We start from the raw sequence: 23248 nt of genomic DNA, 5'->3' as shown, positions 1-23248 counted from the left end.
GGCCCGAAGCGCAGAGGCCCTAACCTAGGCTAGGGGCAGATCGAGCGCTTCGGCCACGGCGGCGTGGGTGATCCTGCCGCCCGCGACGTTGAGGCCTGCGGCGAGATGCGGGTCGGCCGCCATCGCTGCCTCGGCCCCCATGTTGGCGAGCTTCAGCACGAAGGGCAGCGTCGCATTGCCGAGCGCCATGGTCGAAGTGCGCGCCACTGCGCCGGGCATGTTGGCGACGCAGTAGTGGATCACGCCGTCGACCTCGAACACGGGGTCTTCATGGGTGGTCGGGTGCGAGGTCTCGAAGCAGCCGCCCTGGTCGATCGCGATATCGACCACCACCGCGCCGGGGCGCATCGATGCGATCATCGCGCGTGTCACCAGCTTGGGCGCCGCCGCGCCCGGCACCAGCACCGCGCCGATCACGAGGTCTGCGCCCGCCACCGCCTCGGCAATCGCGGAGGACGAGGAGAAGGCGGTGCGAATCTGGTTGCCGAACTGCGCGTCGAGTTCGGCAAGGCGGCGGTTGGAGATATCGAAGATCGTCACGTCGGCGCGCAGGCCCACGGCCATCTGCGCCGCGTTCACCCCCGCGACCCCGCCGCCGAGGATCACGACCTTGCCTGGCTCCACGCCCGGCACGCCGCCCAGCAGCACCCCGCGCCCGCCCTGGTGCTTCTCGAGGTAATGTGCGCCGCACTGGACGCTCATGCGCCCGGCGACTTCGGACATGGGCTTGAGCAGCGGGAGCGAGCCATCGGGGGCGGTCACGGTCTCGTAGGCGATGCAGGTCGCACCTGACGCCATCAGCCCTTCGGCCTGCGGCTTGTCGGCGGCGAGGTGGAGGTAGGTGAAGAGCAGATGGTGCGGGCGCAGCAGCGCAATCTCGGAAGCCTGCGGCTCCTTGACCTTCACGATCATCTCCGCCGCTTCGAACACGGCAGCCGCATCGGGGAGGATCGTCGCGCCCGCCACCTCATAGGCCGCATCGGCGAAGTCGACGCCGAGGCCCGCGCCCGCCTGCACCACCACATCGTGGCCCGCGCGGGTCAGCTCGGCAACCGCGGCCGGGGTCAGGCCGACGCGGTATTCGTTGTTCTTGATCTCGGTAGGGACGCCGACGCGCATGGGGAACTCTCCTCAAATCTCTCTGCCGCGCGATTTAGCAGCATCCCCGCGCGCGTTCTTCGCAATGATCGGCATGGCACGCAGGCAGAGCAGGAAATTCTTGCGCCGGGAGCCTCATACGCGCACAGGCTTTGCGCATGGACCGCATCGACCGGAAAATTCTTGATCTTCTAGCCGCGGACTCGCGCCTCACCGGAGAGCAGCTGGGCGAGCGCGTGGGCCTCTCGCCCTCGGCGGCGCACCGGCGGGTCAAAGCGCTGGAAGAGAGCGGCGCGATCCTCGGCTACCGCGCGCGGCTGTCCAAGGCGGCGCGGGGCAACCCCTCGACCGTCTTCGTGCAGGTCACCCTCACCGACCAGCGGCAGGCGACCATGCTCGCCTTCGAGGAAGCCCTCGCGCTTACCCCGCAGGCGGTGGAGGCCTATCTGATGAGCGGCCAGTCGGACTATCTCGTCAAGGTGCTGGTGCGCGACGACGACAGCTACGAACGCATCCACCGCGAGATCCTCTCGGCCCTGCCCGGGGTGCAACGGCTGGTGAGCCAGTTCACGATCCGTACACTGGAAGGCGGCGAGTAGTCCGCGCGAGACGGGCCGGGCGGAAGCCGCAATCTTCCGCAAGACTCTCGTCGCAGCATTACTAGGTTTGGGCGCAGACCCCTTGTTTTCCGCGCGCGATTGCCGATTTGCGGCTGCCGGTCTGTTACAGGTCCGGGACTTGATTGCAGTGGAAAGTTAGGTTTCCGACACGTATAGGACGTTTATGGCAACGCCGATCTACGAATTTGGCCAGATCCCGCGGGTCGATCCGGGCGTGAAGCCCCGCGGTCGCGCCCGGCGTGTGCGCGATGCCGGACAGGCGCCGACGGTCGGCGTGATCTACAATCCGCGCAGCCACCGCAACCTCGGCGCGGACTTCGACTGCGGGCTGTGCCCCCATGTCCACATCGCCCAGCCGCGCGCCCGCGCGCAGCTGCCCGAAGCGCTGGCGGAATTCGCTGCGAAGGGCATTGACCTGCTCGTCATCAACGGCGGGGACGGCACGGTGCGCGACGTGCTGACCTGCGGACAGGCGATCTTCGGCGACGATTGGCCCGCGGTCGCGGTGCTCCCCAAGGGCAAGACCAACGCGCTCACCGTCGATCTCGGCGTGCCCGAGGACTGGGGTCTCCAGGACGCGATCGACGCGCTGGATCACGGCAGCCGCGTCTACCGCCGCCCGATGGCGGTCTCGGCGGTGGACGAACCGGGCAAGCGCGTCGCCGGCTTCATCCTCGGCGCGGGCGCCTTCACCAAGGCGACGCAGGCCGGGCAGAGCGCGCACAAGCTGGGCGCCTTCGATAGCATGGTCGTCGCCGTCACCGGCATGTGGGCGCTGCTGCAATCGCTGTTCGCCACTCGCAACAACCCGTGGCGCAAGGGCGCGCGGATGCGGATCGGGCTGGGCACCTCGGACGCGCCGATGGCCCACAGCGGCAATGGCGATCCGGAAATGCGCCAGCTGCTGTTCGCCTCGACGCTCGAGAAGCTGCCTGCCGGCATCAAGCCCTTCGGCGCGCTGCGCAGCGGGCTTAAGCTCGTCGCGGTCGACCAGATTTCGCGCCGCACCACCGCGCTCGTGCCGCTGGTGCTGACCGGCAAGCTCCGCAATGGCCTGCGCCAGCGCGGCATCCACCAGCTCGCCGCGACCCAGTTCAGCCTGTCGATCGACGACCAGTTCATCCTCGATGGCGAGGCGTTCCCGGCGGGCGATTACCGCATCGAGCAGGGACCGGAGCTCGCCTTCGTCGCGCCATGATCGGCGGCGCTGCGGCGCTGGCCGAACGGATTGCCGCGCGTCTCGCCGTTCCGGTCGATCCCGCCGTCGCCAGCTTCGCCCGCGCGCTCGGCGATGCCGCAGGGGCGCGGGCGGTGCTGTTCTACGGTTCGAACCTGCGGACAGGCTCGCTCGAGGGCGTGCTCGATTTCTACATCCTGCTGCCCGGTGACCGCGAAAGCGCGATCTGGCCGACGGTCTCCTATCACGAGCGCGTGCATGAGGGCGAAACCCTGCGCGCCAAGGTCGCGACCATGCGTCTTGCGACCTTCGCCAAGGCAGCGGGGGGCGAGCTCACCGACACCACGATCTGGGCGCGTTTCGTCCAGCCCTCGGCGCTGATCTGGGCCGAGGATGACGCCGCGCGCGCCGACGTCATCGCCGCCATCGCCTCTGCCGCCACCACCGCAGCAAGGCTCGCCGCCGCGCTCGGCCCGGCGAGCGGGAGCGCGGAAGACTATTGGCGCGCGCTGTTTCGCGCGACCTACCAGGCCGAATTCCGGGTCGAGAAGCAGGGGCGCGAGAACGATATTCTCAGCGTCAACGCCGATCACTTCGCGGGGCTGCTGCCCTTGGCGCTGGAAGCGGCGGGGATCGATCCGGGCCTCGAAGGCACGACCCTCACCCCGCGCTTGTCCCCAGCCGAACGCACGAAAATCCTCGCATGGTGGAAGCGCCGCCGCCGCCTCGGCAAGCCGCTCAACCTGCTCCGGCTGGTGAAAGCGAGCACCACCTTCGAGGGCGCCGCGCGCTATGCCGCGTGGAAGATCGAGCGGCACACCGGGATGCCGGTCAAGCTGACCCCGTTCCGCGAGCGCTATCCACTACTGGCCGCACCGCAGGTGTTGTGGGACCTCAGCCAGCACCGCCGCCAGCGGCGCTGAGCCTCAGAGATACTGCATCGATATCGTCATGCGGGTGATGCCCTCGCCCGCATGGAAGCGCGTCTTGTCGACCGAAGGCGGACGCGGGACGAGGCCGAGGATCTTCTTGATCCCGGGATTGTTCGACATCCCCGCACCATCGGTCGAGATGTCGGTCTGGCGGTTGCCGTTGGCGTCATGCTGCACGGCGATGGCGAAGTCGCCCGCGGCGGGCAGCGGCACGCACACCGTCATGCTCCCCGTCTGCGGCTTGGCGTCGACGCGCATCACGTAGCGCTTGCTCACCAGCCAGTCGCGGCTGTTGGCGGGATAGGCGCGCACGAAGAGATTGCCCGCGGAGGACTTGAGCCCCGTCACGGTGATCCGCACCGCCGGGCCCTTGTCAGCGGCGCACTGCGCGAGGTCGTTGTTCATGCTGCGCCCGTAGACATAGCCCTGCGCGGCAGCCGGCATGGCCACCGCACCGGCGAGCGCCAGCGCCGCCACGGCGGAGCGGTGTGCAAGACGGGAAGAAGGCAGCAAGACAGTCATTTCGGTTCCAGAGGTAAGGAGAGAGGGTGAGGCGCGCAAGCCGCGCCGACAGGTCGGGAGGGTTCTCGGTCGATGCCCCCAATGGCGCCATGCGGCTGAATTGCGGCTTAATTGCTACAGCAACCGCCGTTCACGGTGGAAAAGCGCCGCCCCGCGCCTTGTCGCGCGAATCGCCGCGCCCCTATGTCCGGTAAAGCGTCCAAGAAAGGCTTTCCGCCCGCGCCATGCCCACGCCCCTGATCTCGCCCTCGATCCTGTCCGCCGACTTTGCCCGGCTGGGCGAGGAAGTGCGCGCTGTCGACGCCGCCGGGGCCGACTGGATCCATATCGACGTGATGGACGGGCATTTCGTGCCGAACATCACCATCGGGCCCGACGTGGTGAAGGCGCTGCGCCCGCACACCACCAAGCCCTTCGACGTCCACCTGATGATCGCGCCGGTCGATCCCTACCTTCAGGCCTTCGCCGATGCGGGGGCGGACATCATCACCGTCCACCCCGAGGCGGGGCCGCACATCCACCGCACGCTCCAGGCGATCAAGGCGCTGGGCAAGAAGGCGGGCGTGGTGATCAACCCGGGCACGCCGGTCGAGGTGCTCGACAACCTGATGGACATGGCCGACCTCATCCTCGTGATGAGCGTCAATCCCGGCTTCGGCGGGCAGAGCTTCATTCCTTCCCAGCTCGACAAGGTCGCGCGTATCCGCTCGATGATCACCCGCTCGGGCCGCCATATCCATCTCGAGGTCGATGGCGGCGTGAATGCCGAGACCGCGCGGATGTGTGTCGAGGCGGGAGCCGATGTGCTGGTCGCCGGCTCGGCCACTTTCAAGGGCGGGCCTGACGCCTATGCCGCCAATATCGCCACGCTCAAGGGCGGCAGGTGATGGCGACGCTGCTGCGCACCCCGGCTGCCTCCCGCGCCGATGCGCTGGTCGAGCGGGTGGCGGAGGCACCGGTGCTCCCTCTCGCGCTCGCGCCCGAACCGGGGGTCGAACCCGCCGCCCCGCCGCCGCCCGAGGAGCCCTCGCGCGCGCTGGCGCTGAGTGACGTCATCACCGTCAAGTCCGGCCCGGGCGAAGCGCTGATCCGGCTCGCCTATCGCATGGGCATTCCCGGCCACGCCATCGCCGCGCCCTTCCGCCGCCCGCAGCCGACCCGCGTCACCGCGACGGTCGAGAGCCCCAACCGCGGCGACCGCGCGGCAGGCACGGCCCTGCGCGCCGGGCATTTCCTGATCCACGGCGTGCGCCTGCCGATCGCGAGCTTCGACTTCTCGCCCTCGGCCCACCATGCGCCTGGCGTCGAGCGGGTCGTCCATTCCTTCGGCTGGCTTGCCGATCTCGCCGCGAGCGCCGCGCGCGCCGACGGGGCTGCCGTGGCCGAGCGGATCGCCGCCCAGTGGCTCCACGCCCACGCGGTCGCGGGCAAGGGCCCCGCGTGGGAGCCGGAACTGGCGGGGCTGCGTCTGGTCGCATGGCTGGTTCGCGCCCCGCTGATCCTCGGCGGCACCGACAAGGCGCTGAAGTCGCGCCTGCTCGCCGCCATCACCGAGACCGCCGGCTGGCTCGACAAGCACGCGCCAAAGGAGCCTGCGGGCTTCGGGCAGGTCGCCGCATGGGCGGGGGTCGTCGCGGCGGGCCTGCTGCTCCCCCACGGCAAGCCCCGGCGGCTGTTCGGCGAGGCGGGCCTCGTCAAGGCGCTCGGCGACATGGTGGGCGAGGATGGCGGCGTGCTGTCGCGCTGCCCCGCCGCGCAGCTCGACGCGATCCGCCTGCTGACCGACATTCTCGCCTGCTACGAGGCGGCTGAGATTGCTCCGCCCCCCGCGCTTGGCGTCATGCGCGAGCTGCTGGTGCCGCCGCTGCTGGCGCTGCGCCACGGCGACGGGTCGCTCGGCAGCTGGCAGGGGCAGGGCGCGATCAGCGCCGACCGCGTCAACGCCGTGATCGAGGCCTCGGGCGTGCGCACCCGTCCGCTCGTGCAGGCGGGGGGCTGGGGCTACCAGCGCATCAAGGCGGGCGAGACGCTGCTCCAGTTCGACACCGCCCCGCCCCCGCGCAGCAAGCACGCGCGCACCGGTTGCGCCTCCACGCTCGCCTTCGAGCTTTCCGACGGCCCGCAGCGGATCATCGTCAATTGCGGCGGCGCGGCACTCGCGGGTGGTCAGGTGCCCGCGCGCATCGGGCAGGGCCTGCGCGCCACGGCCGCCTTCTCGACGATGGTGCTCGACAACGCCAATTCCACCGCCGTGCTGCTCCACGGCAAGCTCGGCAAGGGCGTGGAGACCGTGGAGCTCGACCGCCGCATGATCCCCGGCCGCGCGCGCGAGGCGACCCGGATCGAGGCCGCGCATGACGGCTATGCCGGTCGCTTCGGCCTCTCCCACCAGCGCATCCTCACCCTCTCGGGCGACGGCACCGAGCTTGCGGGCGAGGACATCCTCATCCCCACCGCCAAGAACGGCAAGCGCGGCAAGATCGCCTTTGCGATCCGCTTCCACCTCGGGCGCGGGGTCGAGGTGCAGCTCTCCGGGGACAAGCGCGGCGCGAGCCTGCTGCTCCCCGACGGTCGGCTCTGGCAATTCCGCCTCGGCGGCGATAGGGCGGGCGCCGGCGAGATCACCCTCACTGCCGAGGACAGCCTGTGGGTCGACGGCGACGGCCGGCCCCATGCCACCGAGCAGCTGGTGATCGAGGGACTGGCATTGCGCAGCGGGGGGCAATTCTCCTGGCGCCTCAGGAAGACAGGATAGGTTTCCGGCATGGCTGATGGTGTGATCAAGCGGGCACTGCTCTCAGTGTCCGACAAGAGCGGTTTGGCCGACCTCGGCCGCGCGCTGGCCGAGCGGGGCGTCGAGCTGGTCAGCACCGGCGGCACCGCCAAGGCCCTGCGCGATGCGGGCCTGACGGTGAAGGACGTCTCGGACCTCACCGGCTTTCCCGAGATGATGGACGGGCGGGTGAAGACCTTGCACCCCACGGTCCACGGCGGGCTGCTCGCCCTGCGCGACAACCCCGAGCATGTCGCCGCGATGGAGGCCCACGGGATCGGCGCGATCGATCTGGTGGTGGTCAACCTCTACCCCTTCGAGGCGACCGTGGCCAAGGGTGCGGACCGCGCCGAAGTGATCGAGAACATCGACATCGGCGGGCCTTCGATGGTGCGCTCGGCGGCGAAGAACCACGGCTTTGTCACCATCCTCACCGACCCTGCCGATTACGCGACGCTGGTCGCGGAAATGGACGCCAACGGCGGCGCGACCACGCAGGCCTTCCGCACGCGGATGGCGGGCAAGGCCTATGCGCGCACCGCGGCCTATGACAGCGCGATTGCGAGCTGGTTCGCCTTCTCCCCCGCCGCCTCGGACGAGCCGACGCTGTTCCCCGAGACGCTCCCGATGGCGCTGAAGCGCGCCGACACGCTGCGCTATGGCGAAAACCCGCACCAGTCGGCGGCGATCTACGTCCCGCAGGTGGCCGGCACGGCGGGCGTCCCGCAGGCGCGCCAGCTTCAGGGCAAGGAGCTGAGCTACAACAACCTCAACGACGCCGATGCCGCGCTTGAGCTGGCGGCGGAATTCGCCGGGCAGGAGCCTGCGGTCGTCATCGTCAAGCACGCCAACCCCTGCGGCGTGGCGCAGGGCGGCTCGCTGCTCGCGGCATGGGAAGCGGCGCTGGCTTGCGATAGCGTCTCGGCCTTCGGTGGGATCGTCGCGGTGAACACCGAACTCGACGCGGCGACGGCCGAAGCCATCTCGGCGATCTTCACCGAAGTGGTGATCGCACCCTCGGTCTCGGAAGAGGCCAAGGCGATCTTCGCGAAGAAGAAGAACCTGCGCCTGCTCGAATGCGGCGCTCTTCCCAATCCGCGCCGGGGCGGCCTTGCGCTCAAGACCATCGCCGGGGGCGTGCTGATCCAGTCGCGCGACAACGGGGCGATTACCGCCGACGATCTCAAGGTCGTCACCAAGCGCGCGCCCACGGAGCAAGAACTTAAGGACTGCCTCTTCGCCTGGACCGTGGCGCGGCACGTCAAGTCCAACGCCATCGTCTACGCCAAGGACGGCGCGACCGCGGGCATCGGCGCAGGCCAGATGAACCGCCGCGATTCGGCGCGCATCGCCGCGATCAAGGCGAAGGAAGCCGCCGAGACCTATGGCTGGGACGCCCCGCGCACCGTGGGCAGCGCGGTCGCCTCGGACGCCTTCTTCCCCTTTGCCGACGGGCTGATCTCTGCCGCCGAGGCGGGCGCGACCGCGGTGATCCAGCCGGGCGGCTCGATCCGCGACGACGAGGTCATCGCCGCCGCCGACGCAGCAGGGCTGGCGATGGTCTTCACCGGGATGCGGCATTTCAGGCACTGATTTGTTTTGCGAAGGGGCCTCCGCCCCTTCGTCCTCGCTGCGTTTCGATTCCTGCGGGATCGAGCAGCTGCGGCTCGCGCGCGTGCGCTCGCGGGCCTGCGGCCCGAGGGTGGAGCAATCCTCCCCTTCAGGGGAGGGGGGCACCGAAGGTGGTGGAGGGGCACGCGACGGTGCTCCGGAGGCCAACCTAAGCATTCCCCCGCATTCGTCGCACCCCGCGCACGGCTCGGCCTGCATCACCCTTAAGCGCAACTATTTTTCAGCCGTTCCGTAACCAGTTTAGGGCCGCGACCCTAATACGGCCTGTCGCCAGTTCATCCCGCCGCAATCCGGCAGCGGGCAAAGGACCGGCGGAAACCAACGCGATTCACGAGTCCCCGATGCGTCTCTTCTCTCCCGACCTGTTCCGCAATTTCGGCATCGGTTTCGTCCTCGGGGCGATCCTGATCGTCGGCGCGAACGCGGAAGACTGGAACGGCGCGGTGGCCTCGCCCGCACAGGCCGCCGAGCTGCGCTCCCCCGCAAACACCGCCCCGGCCCATACGGACGAGTTCGTGATCGCGCCTTCCAAAGGCTGATCCCATGCACAAAATCGCTGTCCTGCTTGCCGCCGCCTCGCTGGGGCTGAGCGCTTGCGCAGGCCCCGCCATCGCCGCCGAGGAAGCGGTGAATGCTCCGGCCGCCACCCGCGTCGCCAAGGAGGAGAAGGGCCTCAAGACCGCCGTCTTCGCAGGCGGGTGTTTCTGGGGGGTCGAAGGCGTGTTCAGCCACGTCAAGGGCGTCACCGGCGTCGTCTCGGGCTACCATGGCGGCACCAAGGCGAGCGCCAGCTATGACGTGGTCTCGAGCGGCGCGACCGATCATGCCGAGGCGGTGAAGGTCACCTACGACCCGTCGGTGGTGCGCTATGACCAGCTGCTGCGGATCTTCTTCTCGGTGGTCGCCGACCCGACGCTCAAGAACCGCCAGGGCCCCGACGTCGGCACCCAGTACCGCAGCGCGCTGGTGCCGGTGAACGCCGAGCAGACCGCGGTCGCCAAGGCCTATCTCGCCCAGCTCGGCAAATCGGGTCTGTGGTCGAAGCCGATCGCGACGAAGATCGAGCCCTACAAGGCCTTCTACGCGGCCGAGAGCTACCATCAGGACTTCATGCTCAACAACCCGAAGCACGGCTACATCGTCCGCTGGGACGCGCCCAAGGTGGCGGCGTTCAAGAAAATGTTCCCGACGATGTACCGCGCCAGCTTCCTCAAGGACGCGGGGTAAGGGGCACCTCTTGTTCCATTGACGTCATCCCGGCGAAAGCCGGGACCCAGGGCGGCGAGCACCGTCCTGTGCGGCTCTGGGCCCCGGCTTTCGCTGGGGTGACAGGCAATGGGAGGGCACCATAGGCTACCCCCACTGGCGCTTGCCCGCTTATCTTATTATATCGGCAGGCATGGGACAGCACGCACACAGCCATCAAGAACTTGCCGGCGAGAGCCTTGTCGCCGAGGCCGCACGGGCGTTGACGGCCAGCGGAGAGCAGTGGACCTCGATGCGCGAGGCGGTGTTCACCGAGCTGGCGAAGCACGAGCGCCCGGTCTCGGCCTATGACATCGCCGACAACCTTTCCGCCGCGCGCGGCAAGCGGGTGGCGCCCAACTCGGTCTACCGCATCCTCGACGTGTTCGTGGCGAACAACCTCGCCATGCGGGTCGAGAGCGCCAATGCCTATCTCGCCAACACCCACCCCGGGTGCGCGCATGACTGTATCTTCCTCGTGTGCGACGAATGCGGCGAGGCCGCCCATGTCGACGACGAGGAGGTGAGCCGCGCCGTCCGCGCCATCGCCGCGACCCGCCAGTTCAAGGCCGAACGCCCGGTGCTGGAGATCCGCGGGCTGTGCAAGGGTTGCGCCTGAGGGCTCTCTCCCCGATTTGATCTACCGCAACCCTACATCGACACACCCGCATTCCGGGTGTAAGGCCGGACGTTATGACACAACCGCCTTACACTCCTCTGCTCGATCAGGTTGACACTCCCGACGATCTGCGCCGCCTCAAGCCCGAACAGCTCCGCCAGCTTGCCGACGAACTGCGGGCCGAGATGATCGACGCCGTGAGCGTCTCCGGCGGGCACCTCGGGTCGGGTCTGGGCGTGGTCGAGCTGACGGTCGCAATCCACTATGTGTTCAACACGCCGACCGACAAGCTGGTGTGGGACGTGGGCCACCAGTGCTATCCGCACAAGATCATCACCGGCCGGCGTGACCGCATCCGCACCCTGCGCCAGGGCGGGGGCCTTTCGGGCTTCACCAAGCGCTCGGAGAGCGAATACGACCCCTTCGGCGCGGCGCACTCCTCGACCTCGATCTCGGCGGCGCTGGGCTTTGCCGTGGCGAACAAGCTGCGCGGGCTGCCCGGCCGCGGCATCGCCGTCATCGGTGACGGTTCGATGAGCGCCGGCATGGCCTACGAGGCGATGAACAACGCCGCGCAGGCGGGCAACCGCCTGATCGTGATCCTCAACGACAACGACATGTCGATCGCCCCGCCGGTGGGGGGCCTGTCGGCCTACCTCGCGCGCATGGTGTCTTCGAGCGAATACCTCGGCATCCGCAGCCTCGCTTCGCGCGCCGTGAAGAAGATGAGCCGCCGCCTCCACGACACCATCGGCAAGGCGGAGGAATTCACCCGCGGCATGGTGACCGGGGGAACGCTGTTCGAGGAGCTGGGCTTCTACTACGTCGGCCCGATCGACGGGCACAATCTGGACCACCTGCTCCCCGTGCTGGAGAACGTGCGCGACACTTCCGAAGGCCCGGTGCTGATCCATGTCGTGACCGAGAAGGGCAAGGGCTATGCCCCGGCTGAAAACTCAGCGGACAAGTATCACGGGGTGCCCAAGTTCAACGTCGTCACCGGCGAGAAGGCCAAGAGCAACCCGACCGCCCCGGCCTATCAGGACGTGTTTGGCCTGACGCTGGCGAAGCTCGCCGAGACCGATGACCGCATCTGCGCGATCACCGCCGCCATGCCGAGCGGCACGGGCGTCGACAAGTTCGCCAAAGCGCACCCGACCCGCACCTTCGATGTCGGCATTGCCGAACAGCACGCGGTGACCTTTGCCGCGGGGCTTGCGGCAGAGGGGATGCGGCCCTTCGCGGCGATCTATTCGACCTTCCTCCAGCGCGCCTATGACCAGGTGGTGCACGACGTGTGCATCCAGAACCTGCCCGTGCGCTTCGCCATTGACCGCGCGGGGCTGGTCGGCGCCGACGGGGCCACCCACGCCGGCTCCTTCGACATCACCTATCTCGCCACCCTGCCCAACATGGTCGTCATGGCCGCCGCCGACGAGGCGGAGCTGGTCCACATGACCTACACCGCCGCCGAATATGATGAAGGCCCGATCGCCTTCCGCTACCCGCGCGGCAACGGCACCGGCGTTCCCCTGCCCGAGGTTCCGGTGAAGCTCGAGATCGGCAAGGGCCGCCTGGTGCGCGAAGGCAGCAAGGTCGCGATCCTCTCGCTAGGCGCGCGCCTGACCGAGGCATTGAAAGCCGCCGATACGCTGGAGGCCAAGGGGCTTTCCACCACGGTCGCCGACCTGCGCTTCGCAAAGCCGCTCGACGAGGAGCTGATCGCCAAGCTGATGCGCAGCCACGAGGTGATCGTGACAGTCGAGGAAGGCGCCATCGGCGGCCTCGGCGCGCATGTGCTGACCTTCGCGAGCGATTCTGGCCTCACCGACAATGGCCTCAAGGTCCGCACCCTGCGCCTGCCCGATATCTTCATCGATCACGACGATCCGATGAAGCAGTATGACGAGGCGGGGCTGAACGCGCCGCAGATCGTCGACACCGTGCTGAAGGCATTGAAGCACAACTCCGCGGGGATTTCCGCCGAAGAGGCACGTGCCTGAGGTCGCGGCGGAGAGCGCGCCCGAGCCTTTCGTGGCGCGCTATTCCGTTCCCAAGCTGCTGGTCTGGATCATCGGCCCGGGCGGCATGGCGCTGCTCGGCTGGGTCTTTGCGGCCCCGGCCCTGCGCGGCGGCAACCTGGTCGTCGCCGCCGCCTGCGCGCTGGGTGTGCTGTTCTTCGGCGGGATCGCGGCGATGCACGCGCTGCGCCTGTTCGACCGCCGCCCGCAGATGGTGATCGACGGACAGGGGCTCTATGTGCGCTCGCACGGGGAGACGCGGATTCCGCTGCGCTCGATCAAGAGCGTGCATTCGGACAGCATCGGCCAGATCAGCATGACGCTGCACAAGCCCGCGAAGTACCCGATCGAGACCCGCCACCGCCGCTTCATCTATCGGATCAACGGCAGCGCCGCGCGCGGCTTCTTCGGCGACGTGTGGGTCCGCACCAGCGTGCTCGATTGCTCGCAAGATGCGCTGCTAGGCGCAATGGCAGCACATCGCCCCATGACCGAGTTCGAAAAGCAGCTCGAGGAACGGATCGCCGCCAGCCGCTAGGCCAGGGCCTCAGCGCGGGTGGGTGATCAGCAGGGCTTCCGGGTTGGCTGGGGGCTCGACCGGCGTTGCCGCATCCCCCTCTGCGGTCGGAGCCGGATCCGCTGCAAGCGCGGCGCGGGTTTCGGCCTTGCGCTCCTCCAGCTCCTCCAGCAGCATGCGGTCGCGTTCCGACACAGGCTCGCCCTTGAGCGCGGCGATCTCCGCGCGGCGCTGGGCGAGGTAGGTCTCGCGGCGCAGGCGGTAGGGGTCTTCGGAGGCCGCGATCGCGCCCAGTTCCTCGTCGAACTCGAGCCGCTGGTCGAGGCCGTTGACCACGAAATAGGTCGCCGCATAGGCGGGCTTGTTGAAGGGCTCGCCCACCGCGATCGGCAGCAGCAGCTGGTCGAGCGTGCGCCCGGCCAGATCGCGCACCGTGGTCGCCCCGCTCACCGGCAGGTAGAGGTAGGGCCCCGGGCCGACGCCGTAATAGCCCATCGTGTCGGCAAAGCCGTTGCGGCGATAGGGCAGGCCGACCCGCTTTTCCGCGACGTCGAACAGCCCGCCCACGCCGATGGTGGTGTTGATCGCCATCCGCCCGAGCGTCTCGAAGGCCTTGCCGACCTTGCCCTGCAACAGGAAGTTGAGCGCCACGCTCGGCTCGCCGAGATTGCGCACGACATTGCCGAGCCCGTCGCGGATCGGCTCGGGCAGGCCGTCGCGATAGGCGTTGGCGACCGGCTCGATCACCGCCGCGTCAACCGCCTGCACGGCGCGGTAGCTTTCCTCGTTGACCGCTTCGGCAGGGTCGTTCTTGGGGGGGCCGACCTGGCCTTCGACCACGATCTCGCCCTCGGGCGGGGGGGCCTCGCCTTGCGGAGCGGGGGGGCCGGCCTCGACAGGCTGGGCCTCCTGCGCCGCGGCAAGGCTCCACACGATCGGGACGACCGGCACGATGCGCGGACCCCGCTCCGCCTCGGCGGCCACGAGGGGCGCGGGCGCGGCCACCGCAAGGGCAGCGCCCAGCAGCGGGGAGGAGGTGGTCAGCAGCACAAAACCGGGCATCGGATTCCTTTCAAGGCGCCTGTCTCACGAAAGCACCCCCCGGTCTTCCGCGATTCTTGCCCTTTACCCCCTCGCCCTATACGCAAACTGAATTGTCCGTCGAAAATGGCGCGAAGGTAGTTTTTTCATGTCCCTGATCCAGATCACCCGCGAAGGCCCCGTCACCATCCTCACGCTTGACCGCGCGGAGAGCATGAACCCGCTCGGCGCGCCGGGCGACGGGGACGAGTTTGTCCGTGTCGCCAATGCGATAAACCGAGACATGGAATGCCGTGTGGTGATCCTGACCGGTGCCGGACGGGCCTTCAGCGCGGGCGGCGACGTGAAGGCGATGCGCGACCGGACCGGCACCTTCGGCGGCGCGACCCCGGCGATTTCGGACGGCTATCGCGACAACATCCACCAGATGCTGCGCGCGCTCTATGGCCTGCGCGTCCCCGTGATCGCGGCGGTCAATGGCCCGGCGATCGGCCTCGGCTGCGATGTCGCCTGCCTTGCCGACATCCGCATCGCCAGCGAGAGCGCCAAGTTCGGGGTGACCTTCCTCAAGCTCGGGATCATCCCCGGCGATGGCGGCACCTGGATCCTGCCGCGCGTGATCGGCATGAGCCGCGCGGCCGAGTTGTTCTACACCGGCGACGTGATCGACGCCGCGACGGCGAAGGACTGGGGCCTCGTCAGCCGCGTGGTCGCGCCCGAGGCCCTGATGGACGAGGCCCGCGCGCTGGCGGGCCGGATCGCGCTGCTCCCCCCGCATTCGCTGCGCCACACCAAGAACCTGCTGCGGCAGGGCCAGCAGACCTCCTACGACACCGCTCTGGAACTTGCGGCCAACACCCAGGCTATGATGCACACCACCGCCGACCATGCGGAGGGCGTCGCGGCGCTGATCGAAAAGCGCGCGGCGGTGTTCAAGGGCGAATAGTCAGCCGATCCACCGCCACAGGCCCGCAGGGATGCCTGCGCGCCACAGGTGGATCCATTGACCCGCGAGCCACAGCACCGTCCCCGCCACCAGCGGCACTGCGCCGACGCTGAAGATCCGCCCGAGGCGCGGCCAGTATGACGTGCGGCTCTCCCACTCGCCCCACGCCTCGCCCATCAGCTTGGCCTTCTTGCCATCCTGCAAGCGCGATCCGACCAGCGCGAGCGTGCCCATCGCGAAGGCGGTGATCATCGTGCGGGTGCTCCAGAACAGCACCATGTGCGAGATCGCCCACAGCCCGATGGCCCACATCATCGGGTGGCGGGTAACGCGGAACACGCCCCGGGGCTCGGCGCGCGCCTGCTGTTCCGCGAGCGGGGTGGGGAGCGCCGGGTTGCCCATGAACGAGCCCGCCAGCAGCACCATCGCCAACCATGTCAGCGCGGTGGCGATGAGCCAACCGGCCTCGCCCGATCCGGGTAGGTCGGCGGGCGGGGCCGCGGTGAATGCGAAATAGACCCACGCGAGCGCCGCGAAGCTGACGGCGGTGTAGGCGAGGCTGAAGCCCTTCTCGCCGAGCGCCCCCACCATCGGCGCCCGCAAGGGGTGCGACATGGCAAAGTGCGAACCGACAAAGGCGGCATTGGCCGCGGCGAGCGTGATCAGATCCCCATCCATGCGCGCAGAGCTAACATGGGTTGGCATGGCCGCCTAGCCGCGGCTCACAGGCCTTCCACCGGTGCGCTGGGGAGGCCGGTCGGCACGATCGTCGCCTGCGCGGCGGCGACGTGGATCGGGGCCTCGCCCTCGCTCTCGGCCCAGACATCGGCGCGCACCACCGCCTGCCGCTTGCCCGCCTTGATGACGGTGCCGCGCGCGCGCAGCCGCTCGCCCTTGGCGGGACGCAGGAAGTCGATGGTGTAGCCGCCCGTCACCACGTCGCCGACCATTGAGGCGCCCGCCCAGGCGCAGGCATTGTCGGCCATCAGCCCGACGATGGCGCCGTGGGCGAAGCCGTGATGCTGGGTCATTTCGGGGCGCAGGGTCAGGGTCAGTTCGCTTTCTCCCTGCCACACCTTCACCGGCTCGACATCGAGCCAGCTCGAGAAGCCCGAACGCGCGACCGCGACCTGCTTCATGTAGGCGATCGAGGCTTCGGGGCTGTCGAAACGGGTGAAGGGCATGGGAGGGCTCCTTAGGTCTGTTTTACAGACTTTATGCCGCTTGCCATCGAGGGGCGCAAGTCTGATAATCAGACGATGAAGAGCTACCGCCCCTCGCGCGCGCCCTGCCCCATTGCCCGCGCCGCCCGCGTGCTCGGCGATCGCTGGGTGCTGCTGATCCTGCGCGATGCCTTTCTGGGGGCCGAGCGCTTCGAGGAATTCGTCGAGCGGCTCGGCATCAACCGCGCCGCGCTGACCTCGCGGCTCGCGATCATGCAGGAGGCAGGGCTGATCCGCCGCGACCCACCCGAGGGCAAGCGCGCGCGCTATCTGCTGACCGAGAAGGCCCATGCGCTCGCGCCGCTCTATGCCGAAATGGCGGGGTGGAGCGCGGCGCATCTCTATGGCGAGGGCGAGACGACACCCGCCTGGCCGCCGAACCCCGGGTAAGGCGGGCGGCTAGCCGCCGATGCCGAGCAGTTCCACCTTGAAGACCAGCGTCGCGTTGGGCGGGATCGGCCCGCGTCCGAGGGGACCATAGGCGAGGTCGGCGGGGATCGCGATTTCGATGATCTCGCCCACGCCCATGTTCGGAATGGCGATCTGCCAGCCCTTCACCAGCCGCCCGAGCGGAAAGGTGGCGGGCTCCCCGCGCGCGTAGGAGCTGTCGAACACCGTCCCGTCGAGCAGCTTGCCCTCGTAATGCACGGTGACACGGTCGTCGACCGTGGGCTTCTTCTCGGAGGCGAGATACTTCACCCAGCGCCAGCGCACGCCGCCTGCGGCGGTGTACCACCCGTCCTCGGCCTTCAGGTTGAGCAGGTAGAGCTGCTGCTGCGCGTGCCACGCGGGGTTCTGCGCGTTGCCGACAGGGGACAGAGCTTCGCCGCTCTGCGCCTGCGCGGGTTGCAGGGTGAGCAGCAGGGCTGCGGCGAGGGCCGCGAGGGGGGTGACGGGCTTCGGTGTCATTACCAGTCGTAAGCCTCGGGACGGTTGCTCTCGTCAAGGTCCTTGTAGCGATCGCGCAGGCGCGTCTGGTGGTTGGTGAGGTCCTGTTCGACCCCGCCGATGAACACCTTGGCCGGCACCGCACCGACCTCGAGCGGGTCTTCGGTCCAGATCACCACATCGCCGAGCGCGCCGGGCTTGAGGACACCCGCCTTGCCGCCCATCCCGACGATGTCGGCGGGCACCGAGCTGATCGCGGCGAAGGCCTGCCCCCAGCTCAACCCGGTCGCGCCGGGCATCTTCGTCAGCGCGACGAGGTTGCCCGCCACCTGCTGCAAGCGGCGCGGGTCCTGCATGGTGAGCGCGTTGATCGCGACCTTCACCCCCGCCTTGGAGAGCCGCCCGACATTCGACTGGGTCGCACCCAATTGCTCGAAGGTCTCGGGCAGATCGATCAACCCGTTGGCGATTACCGGCACGCCCGCCGCGGCGATTTCATTCGCCACCAGCCAGCCCTCGGTCGCGCCGACCAGCACCAGATCGAGCTTGGGAAACTCGCTCTTGAGCGCCAGCACGGCGCGGATATCGGCCATCCGCTCGACATCGACGTAGAGCTTCTGCTTGCCCGTCACCACCGGCACCAGCGCCTCGGCATCGAAGCGGCTGAGGAGCACCTCGTCGGCCTTGTCGATAGCGGTGGTCTGGGGAATGCCGCCCTTGCCGGTGCTGAGCGCCTGCGCCTCGCGCAGCGCCGCGCGCAGCAGGGCGTGCGCGGCGGCACGGCTGCCGCCTGCCTGCGCCGAGCCGTTCTCGCCCAGATTGATCATCTGGAAGGCGCGTGCCTGCATCACCGGATTGGGACTGCCATCGAGATCGATGATCGCTCCCTGCCCTGCAAAGATCGAGCCCGAGGGCAGCATCGTCGTCGCCGCGCGGGTGATCCCGGCGGCCTTGTGGACGAGGATGTGCTGCGAGGTCGGGTTGATCGCGGTCGAGGCATCGAGCGCCGCGCTGAAGGGCGTCTTGCTGGCGGTGATATCGTTGGTCTCGTCCACCGCCGAAACATCGGCGAGGCCGAGCGTCGTCAGCGTGGCAAAGATGCCGGGGGTGACATAGGCCCCGCCCGCATCGACCACCGTGCCGGTCGTGAAGGTCTGGCCCGCGGTCGGCTTGCCAGCGAAGACCACCTTGCCATCGTCGACGATCACCACCCCGCCCTCGATCGGCTCGCTGCCGTCCCCGATGACGAGCTTGGCGTTGGTGACGACCATATCCTGCGCCAGCGCGGGCGCGGCGGCGGTCAGGGCCAGAGCGCTGGCCGCAAGCGTGAGGAGCCGCTTCATTTCACATCTCCTTCACCGGGCTGGCCGAGCTCGAAGTCGCTGACGGGCCTTGTCTTGGGGTTCATCGCATCGAACATCAGCGCGCCGTCGATCCACACCTTCTCGGGCCGCGAATAGACGCTCAGCGGGTCGCCGTTCCACAGCACCACATCGGCCATCTTGCCGGTCTCGAGGCTGCCGGTCTTGTCGGCGATGCCCATTGCCTTGGCGGGGTTGTAGGTGAGCCAGCCGATCACTGTCGCATCGGGAATGTCGATCCCCACCCGCGCGCCAGCGGCCTGCGCCTTGGCGGCTTCCTGATTGAGGCGCTGGATATCGTTCTGGTCGTCCGAGTGGATCACCACACAGGCGCCTTCCTTCTGGAGGAAGGCCGCATTCTCGAGGATCCCGTCGTAGCTTTCCATCTTGAAGCCGTACCAGTCGGCCCAGATCGCGCTGCACACGTCGTTCTCGCGCAGGAGATCGCCGATCTTGTAGGCCTCGACCGCGTGGTGGAAAGCGCTGACCTTGTAGCCCATCTCCTTGGCCATATCGAGCACCAGCGCCATTTCGTCGGCGCGGTAGCAGTGGTTCTGGATCAGGATCTCGCCCTTGAGCACGCCGACCAGCGTCTCCTTGGCGAGATCGCGCTTCGCGTCGGGGTTGTTGGCGTAGTCGATCGCCTCGAGCCAGGTCTCGCGGTTGACCGCGAAGTTGCCCATCCGGGTCGAGGGCATCCGCCCGCGGTTGCCGTAGACGCGCTTGGGGTTCTCCCCGCAGGCCATCTTCATCGAATAGGGCGCGCCGGGGAACTTCATGCCCTGCACCGTGCGCGAGGGCACGTTCTTCAGCGTGACCGAGCGTCCGCCCATCAGGTTGGCCGAACCGGGGAGGATCTGGAGCGCGGTGATCCCGCCATTGGCGAGCGCGCGGCTGAAGCCCGGGTCCTGCGGCCAGACCGAGTGTTCGGCCCACACCTCGGGCGTCGTCGGGCTGGTTGCCTCGTTGCCATCCGAATGGGCCTCGACACCGGGCGAGGGATAGTCGCCGAGGTGCGAGTGGATGTCGATGATGCCGGGGGTGACGAACTTGCCCGTCCCGTCGAACACCGCGATGTCGGCCGGGATTGGCGTGTCGGGGCCGCCGACCGAGACGATCTTGCCGCCGGACATGAAGACGACGCCGTTCTCGATCTTGCCGCCGCGCCCGTCATAGATGGTCGCGCCCTTGATCGCGGTCGCGACGTTGGGGAAGGGCTTGTAGGTCGAAGCGAAGACCGGCTCGCCCGCCGGGGTGGCGGCAAATTCCTTGTCGGACTTCGACGAAGCGCTCGCCGGTTTCTCCGAGTCGCCGGTGGTGGTGCAGGCCGACAGCGCCAATGCGCTGGCGAGGGTGGCAGCTACGGCAAATCGCCCGCGCGCGCGTTTATCTGCAAACATTCAAACCTCGCGTTATTCCGATCCGCGTGTTGGAACGGAAAACGCGAGGCTTGTAAATCGTCTTGGACGAATAATGTGTCCGCCGGGGCTTACTCGGCGGGACGGGCGGTGACGGGGTAGGCCTCGTCCGCGCCTTCGGTTTCGGGCGTGTCGTTGCCGAGCGTGTCGAGGTGCATCCACTTCTTCACCACCGGGCTGACCACCAGCACGACCACCGCTGCACCGATCGAGATCCAGCCGAACAGCTCGTAGATGTCGAGCAGACCCTGCTTGCTCATCACCCCGTCATGGCCGCCGGTCGCCTCGCCGATCTTGCCGGCCACGAAGTTGCCGACCGCGGTCATGTAGAACCACGCGCCCATGATGAGCGAGGCGAGGTGCTTTGGCGCCAGCCGGTTCATCGCCGACAGGCCGACCGGCGAGAGGCACAGCTCGGCGGTGGTGGCGAAGAAGTAATAGGCGAAGACGAGGAAGACCGGGGTCATCGCGGCAATGCCATAGGCCTCCGCGCCCCACACCAGCACGAGGTTGGCCAGGCCCATCTGCGCCAGCGCCAGACCAAACTTGGCCGGTGCCGAGGGCTCCTTGCCCCGCGCGCCGAGCCACTGCCACAGCCCGGCGAACAGCGGGGCGAGCAGGATGATGTAGATCGGGTTGATCGACTGGAAGATGCCCGCCGGCACGCCGCTGCGGTCGACGAACTTGTCGGTGAACTGGTTCATCGAACCGCCCGCCTGTTCGAACAGGCCCCAGAACAGCGGGTTGAGGCTGATCAGGAAAAGGATCGCGAACATGCGCTCGCGCGGTTCCTTGGGCAGCTTGAAGCTCTCGAACAGTACGTAGCCGAGCAGCGCCAGGCCCGAGATGATCAGCAGGGTCTGGATCACGTCCTGGTACTGGATCAGGCCCCAGATCACCGCGACCGAGGCGATCCCGATGCCGTAGAGGCCGAATTCCAGCCCCTTGCCGATCGGGCGGGGTGCTTCGCCCGCGCCGTTCAGCGTCGCCTTGCCGAGCACGAAGACGATCAGGCCCGCGAGCATCCCGATGCCGGCCAGACCGAAGCCGAAGCCCCAGCCGACCGTCTGGCCGAGATAGGCGACGAGGATCGTCCCGATCGCCGCGCCCACGTTGATGCCCATGTAAAAGATCGTATAGGCCCCGTCGCGGCGGGTGTCGGTCAGACCGTAGAGCTGGCCGACCATCACCGAGATGTTCGCCTTGAGGAAGCCCGAGCCGACGATGATGAAGGCGAGCGCGGCCCAGAACACGTTGATCGTCGGATCGTTCTGCCCGCCGGTGCCCTCGACCGCCATCAGCGAATGGCCGATCGCGAGCAGCAGGCCGCCGAACAGCACTGCCTTGCGCTGGCCGAGATAGCGGTCCGCCAGCCATCCGCCGAGCACGGGAGTGATGTAGACCAGCGAGGCATAGGCCCCGAGGATGAGGTTCGATTTGCCCTCGGTGAAATCCCAGTGCTGGGCGAGGTAGAACACCAGAATGGCGCGCATGCCGTAGTAGGAGAAACGCTCCCACATCTCGGCGAAGAAGAGCATGTAGAGGCCCTTGGGGTGGCCCGCGAATTCAGGGTCCTTCTGGACCGCGATCTTGCTGCCGATCGCCAGAAACACGATCAGCACCACCACGGCGATGGCCGCAATCCAGTCGGCCTCCGCCCACAGCGAAATGTCTTTCATCTATTCGATCCCCATCGAATGGTTAAAGGCGGGCCTCACCACTCCGCCGCAATGGGGGCGCACCCTAGAGCCTCTGGCGCGCATGTGAAGCTTTTGTTGCGTGAACGGGCAATGGAATGCCTCACCCGGGTCCCCGCCCCGGGCGTGACCAAACACCAAGAGGCTTGTCACGCAGGACACCGGCCCGCCACCGGACGGGCCGCGAGCGCACGCGCGCGAGCCGCAGGCGATCCGGCGCGAAGTGACGGAGACTCGCCGAGGACGTGCCCGCGGAGGCGGGCACGCAAATAAAATTGACCGCATGGCTGTATTATGGCACTGACGCACCTATGACCGCGCACCCCAACCGTCCCGTCTATCTCAAGCTGCGCGACCAGATCGCGGCGGCGATCATCGACGGGGTCTATCCGGAGGGCGCAATGCTCCCCTCGGTGCGCGCGCTCGCCGCCGAGCAGGGGGCGAACCCGCTCACCGTCGCCAAGGCCTATCAGCAGTTCCAGAACGACGGGCTCGTCGAGGTGCAGCGCGGCGTGGGCATGTATGTCGTGCGCGGCGCCGCCGAACGCCTGCGCGCGGCCGAACGCGAAGCCTTCCTGCGCGAGGAATGGCCCGAAATCCGCAGCCGCATGGCGCGGCTCGGCCTCGATCCGGCGGACCTCGCCCTCGTGTCCTGACAGGGATACGACTTATATTAGTGCAGGTTGCGCAATTTCCCGCTTTGTGACACTTTGTATGCAATTGCCGGTGACGGGATTGCATCTGCACCGTCCCTGCGATTAAAGGGGCCGCCTCACGGGTCGGAGGCGAGTAATATAAACGACGGGGTAACCCGCAAAACGGCGTAGCATGGCGGCTTTCGGGTCGGGCGTGTGCGTCGGGAGATCGGTATGATCAGATCCGAGCTGTTGCAGGAACTGCACAAGGATAACCCAGACCTCCGGGCCGACGAGATCGAGCAGGTGGTCGACATCTTCTTCGACGAGATTGCCCAGCGGCTGGCCGAGGGTGGCCGGGTCGAATTGCGCGGCTTCGGCGCGTTTTCGACCCGCGAGCGCGAGGCGCGGAGCGGTCGCAACCCGCGTACCGGCGAAACGGTGGACGTGCCCGAAAAGCGCGTGCCCTATTTCAAGGCCGGCAAGGAAATCCGCGAGCGTCTGAACAAGTAGAGAGAGGGCGGGTTGCGCCGGTTACGGGTGTTCGGCGCATCCCATCAACCCCGCTCTCACGGCGCCTTTGCGTTCCGCGCGCCCTCCGGCGCGCGACGTCCGCGCTCACACGCCCTTCGGGCGCGTCGCTACGGGCGCGCGTTCTTGCGTTCCGCACCGGCCTCCGCCGGTGCGTCCTCGGCGCTGTTCCCTCCGCTACGCTGCGGGGCGCCTGCGGCTCGCGCGCGTGCGCTCGCGGTCGCTAGCGCGACCGAAATCAGAGCTGTACCGTGAGCCTCGCGCTGGTCCGGCCCGCCAACGGACGGGCCGCAAGGCCGAACGGCCGCCCGCAGGTGCTCGATCCCGCAGGGATCGAAACGCACCGAGGACG

24 protein-coding genes are annotated in these 23248 nt (G+C 68.2%); 15 read left to right on the top strand and 9 right to left on the bottom strand.

Translation table 11 applies throughout. The features are described 5' to 3' along the window. Positions 1-24: 24 nt before the first annotated feature. Positions 25-1119: an alanine dehydrogenase gene (gene ald, locus BZF57_RS11345; protein WP_086737838.1), complete on the bottom strand. Its 1095-nt coding sequence runs from the start codon at positions 1117-1119 to the stop codon at positions 25-27. A 137-nt stretch (positions 1120-1256) separates the two neighbouring features. On the opposite strand from ald, the gene BZF57_RS11340 reads away from it, so the two are divergent. From BZF57_RS11340 to BZF57_RS11330, 3 genes are all read left to right on the top strand, one after another. After that, positions 1257-1697, top strand: coding sequence for an Lrp/AsnC family transcriptional regulator (locus tag BZF57_RS11340; protein ID WP_086737836.1), 441 nt, complete (start codon positions 1257-1259; stop codon positions 1695-1697). A 184-nt stretch (positions 1698-1881) separates the two neighbouring features. Next, complete coding sequence (locus BZF57_RS11335) at positions 1882-2916, top strand: diacylglycerol/lipid kinase family protein (protein WP_086737834.1); 1035 nt, start codon at positions 1882-1884, stop codon at positions 2914-2916. Then, positions 2913-3818 carry a hypothetical protein gene (locus tag BZF57_RS11330; RefSeq protein ID WP_086737831.1) on the top strand — a complete coding sequence of 302 codons (906 nt, stop codon included), beginning with the start codon at positions 2913-2915 and terminating at the stop codon, positions 3816-3818. The genes BZF57_RS11335 and BZF57_RS11330 overlap by 4 nt, the downstream gene beginning before the upstream one ends. A 3-nt stretch (positions 3819-3821) precedes the next feature. On the opposite strand, the gene BZF57_RS11325 is transcribed toward BZF57_RS11330, so the two are convergent. After that, positions 3822-4349: a DUF2141 domain-containing protein gene (locus tag BZF57_RS11325; RefSeq protein ID WP_086737830.1), complete on the bottom strand. Its 528-nt coding sequence runs from the start codon at positions 4347-4349 to the stop codon at positions 3822-3824. A gap of 224 nt (positions 4350-4573) precedes the next feature. Here BZF57_RS11325 and rpe point away from each other — a divergent pair, with 224 nt between their 5' ends. From rpe to BZF57_RS11285, 8 genes are all read left to right on the top strand, one after another. After that, positions 4574-5236: a ribulose-phosphate 3-epimerase gene (gene rpe, locus BZF57_RS11320; protein WP_086737827.1), complete on the top strand. Its 663-nt coding sequence runs from the start codon at positions 4574-4576 to the stop codon at positions 5234-5236. Next, entirely contained in the window at positions 5236-7104 is a 1869-nt protein-coding gene (locus tag BZF57_RS11315) for a heparinase II/III family protein (RefSeq protein WP_086737824.1), read from the top strand. The genes rpe and BZF57_RS11315 overlap by 1 nt, the downstream gene beginning before the upstream one ends. 9 nt (positions 7105-7113) lie before the next feature. Then, positions 7114-8715 carry a bifunctional phosphoribosylaminoimidazolecarboxamide formyltransferase/IMP cyclohydrolase gene (purH, locus tag BZF57_RS11310; RefSeq protein WP_086737821.1) on the top strand — a complete coding sequence of 534 codons (1602 nt, stop codon included), beginning with the start codon at positions 7114-7116 and terminating at the stop codon, positions 8713-8715. 380 nt (positions 8716-9095) lie between these two features. Continuing rightward, positions 9096-9293 carry a hypothetical protein gene (locus tag BZF57_RS11305; RefSeq protein ID WP_086737819.1) on the top strand — a complete coding sequence of 66 codons (198 nt, stop codon included), beginning with the start codon at positions 9096-9098 and terminating at the stop codon, positions 9291-9293. 4 nt (positions 9294-9297) lie between these two features. Further along, positions 9298-9981: a peptide-methionine (S)-S-oxide reductase MsrA gene (gene msrA / locus BZF57_RS11300; RefSeq protein WP_086737817.1), complete on the top strand. Its 684-nt coding sequence runs from the start codon at positions 9298-9300 to the stop codon at positions 9979-9981. Positions 9982-10153: 172 nt separating this feature from the next. After that, positions 10154-10618 (top strand): Fur family transcriptional regulator, encoded by a 465-nt coding sequence (locus tag BZF57_RS11295; RefSeq protein WP_086737815.1) that lies wholly within the window; start codon positions 10154-10156, stop codon positions 10616-10618. Positions 10619-10692: 74 nt separating this feature from the next. Further along, entirely contained in the window at positions 10693-12621 is a 1929-nt protein-coding gene (gene dxs, locus BZF57_RS11290) for a 1-deoxy-D-xylulose-5-phosphate synthase (protein ID WP_086737813.1), read from the top strand. Further along, positions 12614-13177, top strand: coding sequence for an STM3941 family protein (locus tag BZF57_RS11285; protein WP_086737811.1), 564 nt, complete (start codon positions 12614-12616; stop codon positions 13175-13177). The genes dxs and BZF57_RS11285 overlap by 8 nt, the downstream gene beginning before the upstream one ends. Positions 13178-13186: 9 nt before the next feature. Here BZF57_RS11285 and BZF57_RS11280 read toward each other — a convergent pair whose 3' ends face one another. After that, entirely contained in the window at positions 13187-14218 is a 1032-nt protein-coding gene (locus BZF57_RS11280) for an MlaA family lipoprotein (protein WP_086737809.1), read from the bottom strand. Positions 14219-14345: 127 nt separating this feature from the next. Here BZF57_RS11280 and BZF57_RS11275 point away from each other — a divergent pair, with 127 nt between their 5' ends. Next, on the top strand, positions 14346-15143 hold the full coding sequence (locus BZF57_RS11275) for a crotonase/enoyl-CoA hydratase family protein (RefSeq protein WP_086737807.1): 798 nt from the start codon (positions 14346-14348) through the stop codon (positions 15141-15143). Here BZF57_RS11275 and BZF57_RS11270 read toward each other — a convergent pair whose 3' ends face one another. Together BZF57_RS11270 and BZF57_RS11265 are read right to left on the bottom strand one after the other, a co-directional pair. After that, on the bottom strand, positions 15144-15821 hold the full coding sequence (locus BZF57_RS11270) for an NnrU family protein (RefSeq protein WP_086737805.1): 678 nt from the start codon (positions 15819-15821) through the stop codon (positions 15144-15146). 44 nt (positions 15822-15865) lie between these two features. Continuing rightward, entirely contained in the window at positions 15866-16327 is a 462-nt protein-coding gene (locus BZF57_RS11265) for a PaaI family thioesterase (RefSeq protein WP_086737803.1), read from the bottom strand. 75 nt (positions 16328-16402) lie between these two features. Between BZF57_RS11265 and BZF57_RS11260 the strand changes: the two genes are divergently transcribed. Continuing rightward, on the top strand, positions 16403-16756 hold the full coding sequence (locus tag BZF57_RS11260; protein ID WP_086738062.1) for a winged helix-turn-helix transcriptional regulator: 354 nt from the start codon (positions 16403-16405) through the stop codon (positions 16754-16756). 9 nt (positions 16757-16765) lie between these two features. Here the strand turns inward: BZF57_RS11260 and BZF57_RS11255 are convergent, their stop codons facing one another. The 4 genes from BZF57_RS11255 to BZF57_RS11240 all read right to left on the bottom strand — a co-directional run bounded on the left by BZF57_RS11255 (position 16766) and on the right by BZF57_RS11240 (position 21712). After that, a complete protein-coding gene (locus BZF57_RS11255) occupies positions 16766-17275 on the bottom strand; it encodes an FKBP-type peptidyl-prolyl cis-trans isomerase (protein WP_086737801.1) in 510 nt (169 codons plus the stop codon). Continuing rightward, positions 17275-18597 (bottom strand): amidohydrolase family protein, encoded by a 1323-nt coding sequence (locus BZF57_RS11250; RefSeq protein ID WP_086737799.1) that lies wholly within the window; start codon positions 18595-18597, stop codon positions 17275-17277. Before BZF57_RS11250 ends, BZF57_RS11255 begins: the two co-directional genes overlap by 1 nt. Continuing rightward, a complete protein-coding gene (locus BZF57_RS11245; protein WP_086737797.1) occupies positions 18594-20015 on the bottom strand; it encodes an amidohydrolase in 1422 nt (473 codons plus the stop codon). The genes BZF57_RS11250 and BZF57_RS11245 overlap by 4 nt, the downstream gene beginning before the upstream one ends. A gap of 89 nt (positions 20016-20104) precedes the next feature. Next, the gene (locus tag BZF57_RS11240; protein WP_086737794.1) at positions 20105-21712 is read right to left on the bottom strand and encodes a peptide MFS transporter; all 1608 of its coding nucleotides are present in this window, start codon (positions 21710-21712) and stop codon (positions 20105-20107) included. A 329-nt stretch (positions 21713-22041) separates the two neighbouring features. Here BZF57_RS11240 and BZF57_RS11235 point away from each other — a divergent pair, with 329 nt between their 5' ends. Continuing rightward, positions 22042-22386, top strand: a complete 345-nt coding sequence (locus tag BZF57_RS11235) for a GntR family transcriptional regulator (RefSeq protein WP_086737792.1) — start codon at positions 22042-22044, stop codon at positions 22384-22386. Positions 22387-22599: 213 nt separating this feature from the next. Next, positions 22600-22878, top strand: coding sequence for an integration host factor subunit beta (locus BZF57_RS11230; RefSeq protein WP_017664490.1), 279 nt, complete (start codon positions 22600-22602; stop codon positions 22876-22878). Positions 22879-23248: the final 370 nt, after the last annotated feature.

Source organism: Erythrobacter colymbi (genome assembly GCF_002155685.1).
Taxonomy (GTDB): Bacteria; Pseudomonadota; Alphaproteobacteria; order Sphingomonadales; family Sphingomonadaceae; genus Erythrobacter; species Erythrobacter colymbi.
The sequence above is the reverse complement of the archived record's forward strand: the minus strand, read 5'-3'. Positions and strand labels throughout refer to the sequence as shown.

What these genes read in the sequence shown, in the direction of transcription:
- ald (WP_086737838.1), bottom strand. Translation starts at nt 1,119, where the DNA reads ATGCGCGTCGGCGTCCCTACCGAGATCAAGAACAACGAATACCGCGTC.
- BZF57_RS11340 (WP_086737836.1), top strand. Translation starts at nt 1,257, where the DNA reads ATGGACCGCATCGACCGGAAAATTCTTGATCTTCTAGCCGCGGACTCG.
- BZF57_RS11335 (WP_086737834.1), top strand. Translation starts at nt 1,882, where the DNA reads ATGGCAACGCCGATCTACGAATTTGGCCAGATCCCGCGGGTCGATCCG.
- BZF57_RS11330 (WP_086737831.1), top strand. Translation starts at nt 2,913, where the DNA reads ATGATCGGCGGCGCTGCGGCGCTGGCCGAACGGATTGCCGCGCGTCTC.
- BZF57_RS11325 (WP_086737830.1), bottom strand. Translation starts at nt 4,349, where the DNA reads ATGACTGTCTTGCTGCCTTCTTCCCGTCTTGCACACCGCTCCGCCGTG.
- rpe (WP_086737827.1), top strand. Translation starts at nt 4,574, where the DNA reads ATGCCCACGCCCCTGATCTCGCCCTCGATCCTGTCCGCCGACTTTGCC.
- BZF57_RS11315 (WP_086737824.1), top strand. Translation starts at nt 5,236, where the DNA reads ATGGCGACGCTGCTGCGCACCCCGGCTGCCTCCCGCGCCGATGCGCTG.
- purH (WP_086737821.1), top strand. Translation starts at nt 7,114, where the DNA reads ATGGCTGATGGTGTGATCAAGCGGGCACTGCTCTCAGTGTCCGACAAG.
- BZF57_RS11305 (WP_086737819.1), top strand. Translation starts at nt 9,096, where the DNA reads ATGCGTCTCTTCTCTCCCGACCTGTTCCGCAATTTCGGCATCGGTTTC.
- msrA (WP_086737817.1), top strand. Translation starts at nt 9,298, where the DNA reads ATGCACAAAATCGCTGTCCTGCTTGCCGCCGCCTCGCTGGGGCTGAGC.
- BZF57_RS11295 (WP_086737815.1), top strand. Translation starts at nt 10,154, where the DNA reads ATGGGACAGCACGCACACAGCCATCAAGAACTTGCCGGCGAGAGCCTT.
- dxs (WP_086737813.1), top strand. Translation starts at nt 10,693, where the DNA reads ATGACACAACCGCCTTACACTCCTCTGCTCGATCAGGTTGACACTCCC.
- BZF57_RS11280 (WP_086737809.1), bottom strand. Translation starts at nt 14,218, where the DNA reads ATGCCCGGTTTTGTGCTGCTGACCACCTCCTCCCCGCTGCTGGGCGCT.
- BZF57_RS11275 (WP_086737807.1), top strand. Translation starts at nt 14,346, where the DNA reads ATGTCCCTGATCCAGATCACCCGCGAAGGCCCCGTCACCATCCTCACG.
- BZF57_RS11270 (WP_086737805.1), bottom strand. Translation starts at nt 15,821, where the DNA reads ATGGATGGGGATCTGATCACGCTCGCCGCGGCCAATGCCGCCTTTGTC.
- BZF57_RS11265 (WP_086737803.1), bottom strand. Translation starts at nt 16,327, where the DNA reads ATGCCCTTCACCCGTTTCGACAGCCCCGAAGCCTCGATCGCCTACATG.
- BZF57_RS11260 (WP_086738062.1), top strand. Translation starts at nt 16,403, where the DNA reads ATGAAGAGCTACCGCCCCTCGCGCGCGCCCTGCCCCATTGCCCGCGCC.
- BZF57_RS11255 (WP_086737801.1), bottom strand. Translation starts at nt 17,275, where the DNA reads ATGACACCGAAGCCCGTCACCCCCCTCGCGGCCCTCGCCGCAGCCCTG.
- BZF57_RS11250 (WP_086737799.1), bottom strand. Translation starts at nt 18,597, where the DNA reads ATGAAGCGGCTCCTCACGCTTGCGGCCAGCGCTCTGGCCCTGACCGCC.
- BZF57_RS11245 (WP_086737797.1), bottom strand. Translation starts at nt 20,015, where the DNA reads ATGTTTGCAGATAAACGCGCGCGCGGGCGATTTGCCGTAGCTGCCACC.
- BZF57_RS11240 (WP_086737794.1), bottom strand. Translation starts at nt 21,712, where the DNA reads ATGAAAGACATTTCGCTGTGGGCGGAGGCCGACTGGATTGCGGCCATC.
- BZF57_RS11235 (WP_086737792.1), top strand. Translation starts at nt 22,042, where the DNA reads ATGACCGCGCACCCCAACCGTCCCGTCTATCTCAAGCTGCGCGACCAG.
- BZF57_RS11230 (WP_017664490.1), top strand. Translation starts at nt 22,600, where the DNA reads ATGATCAGATCCGAGCTGTTGCAGGAACTGCACAAGGATAACCCAGAC.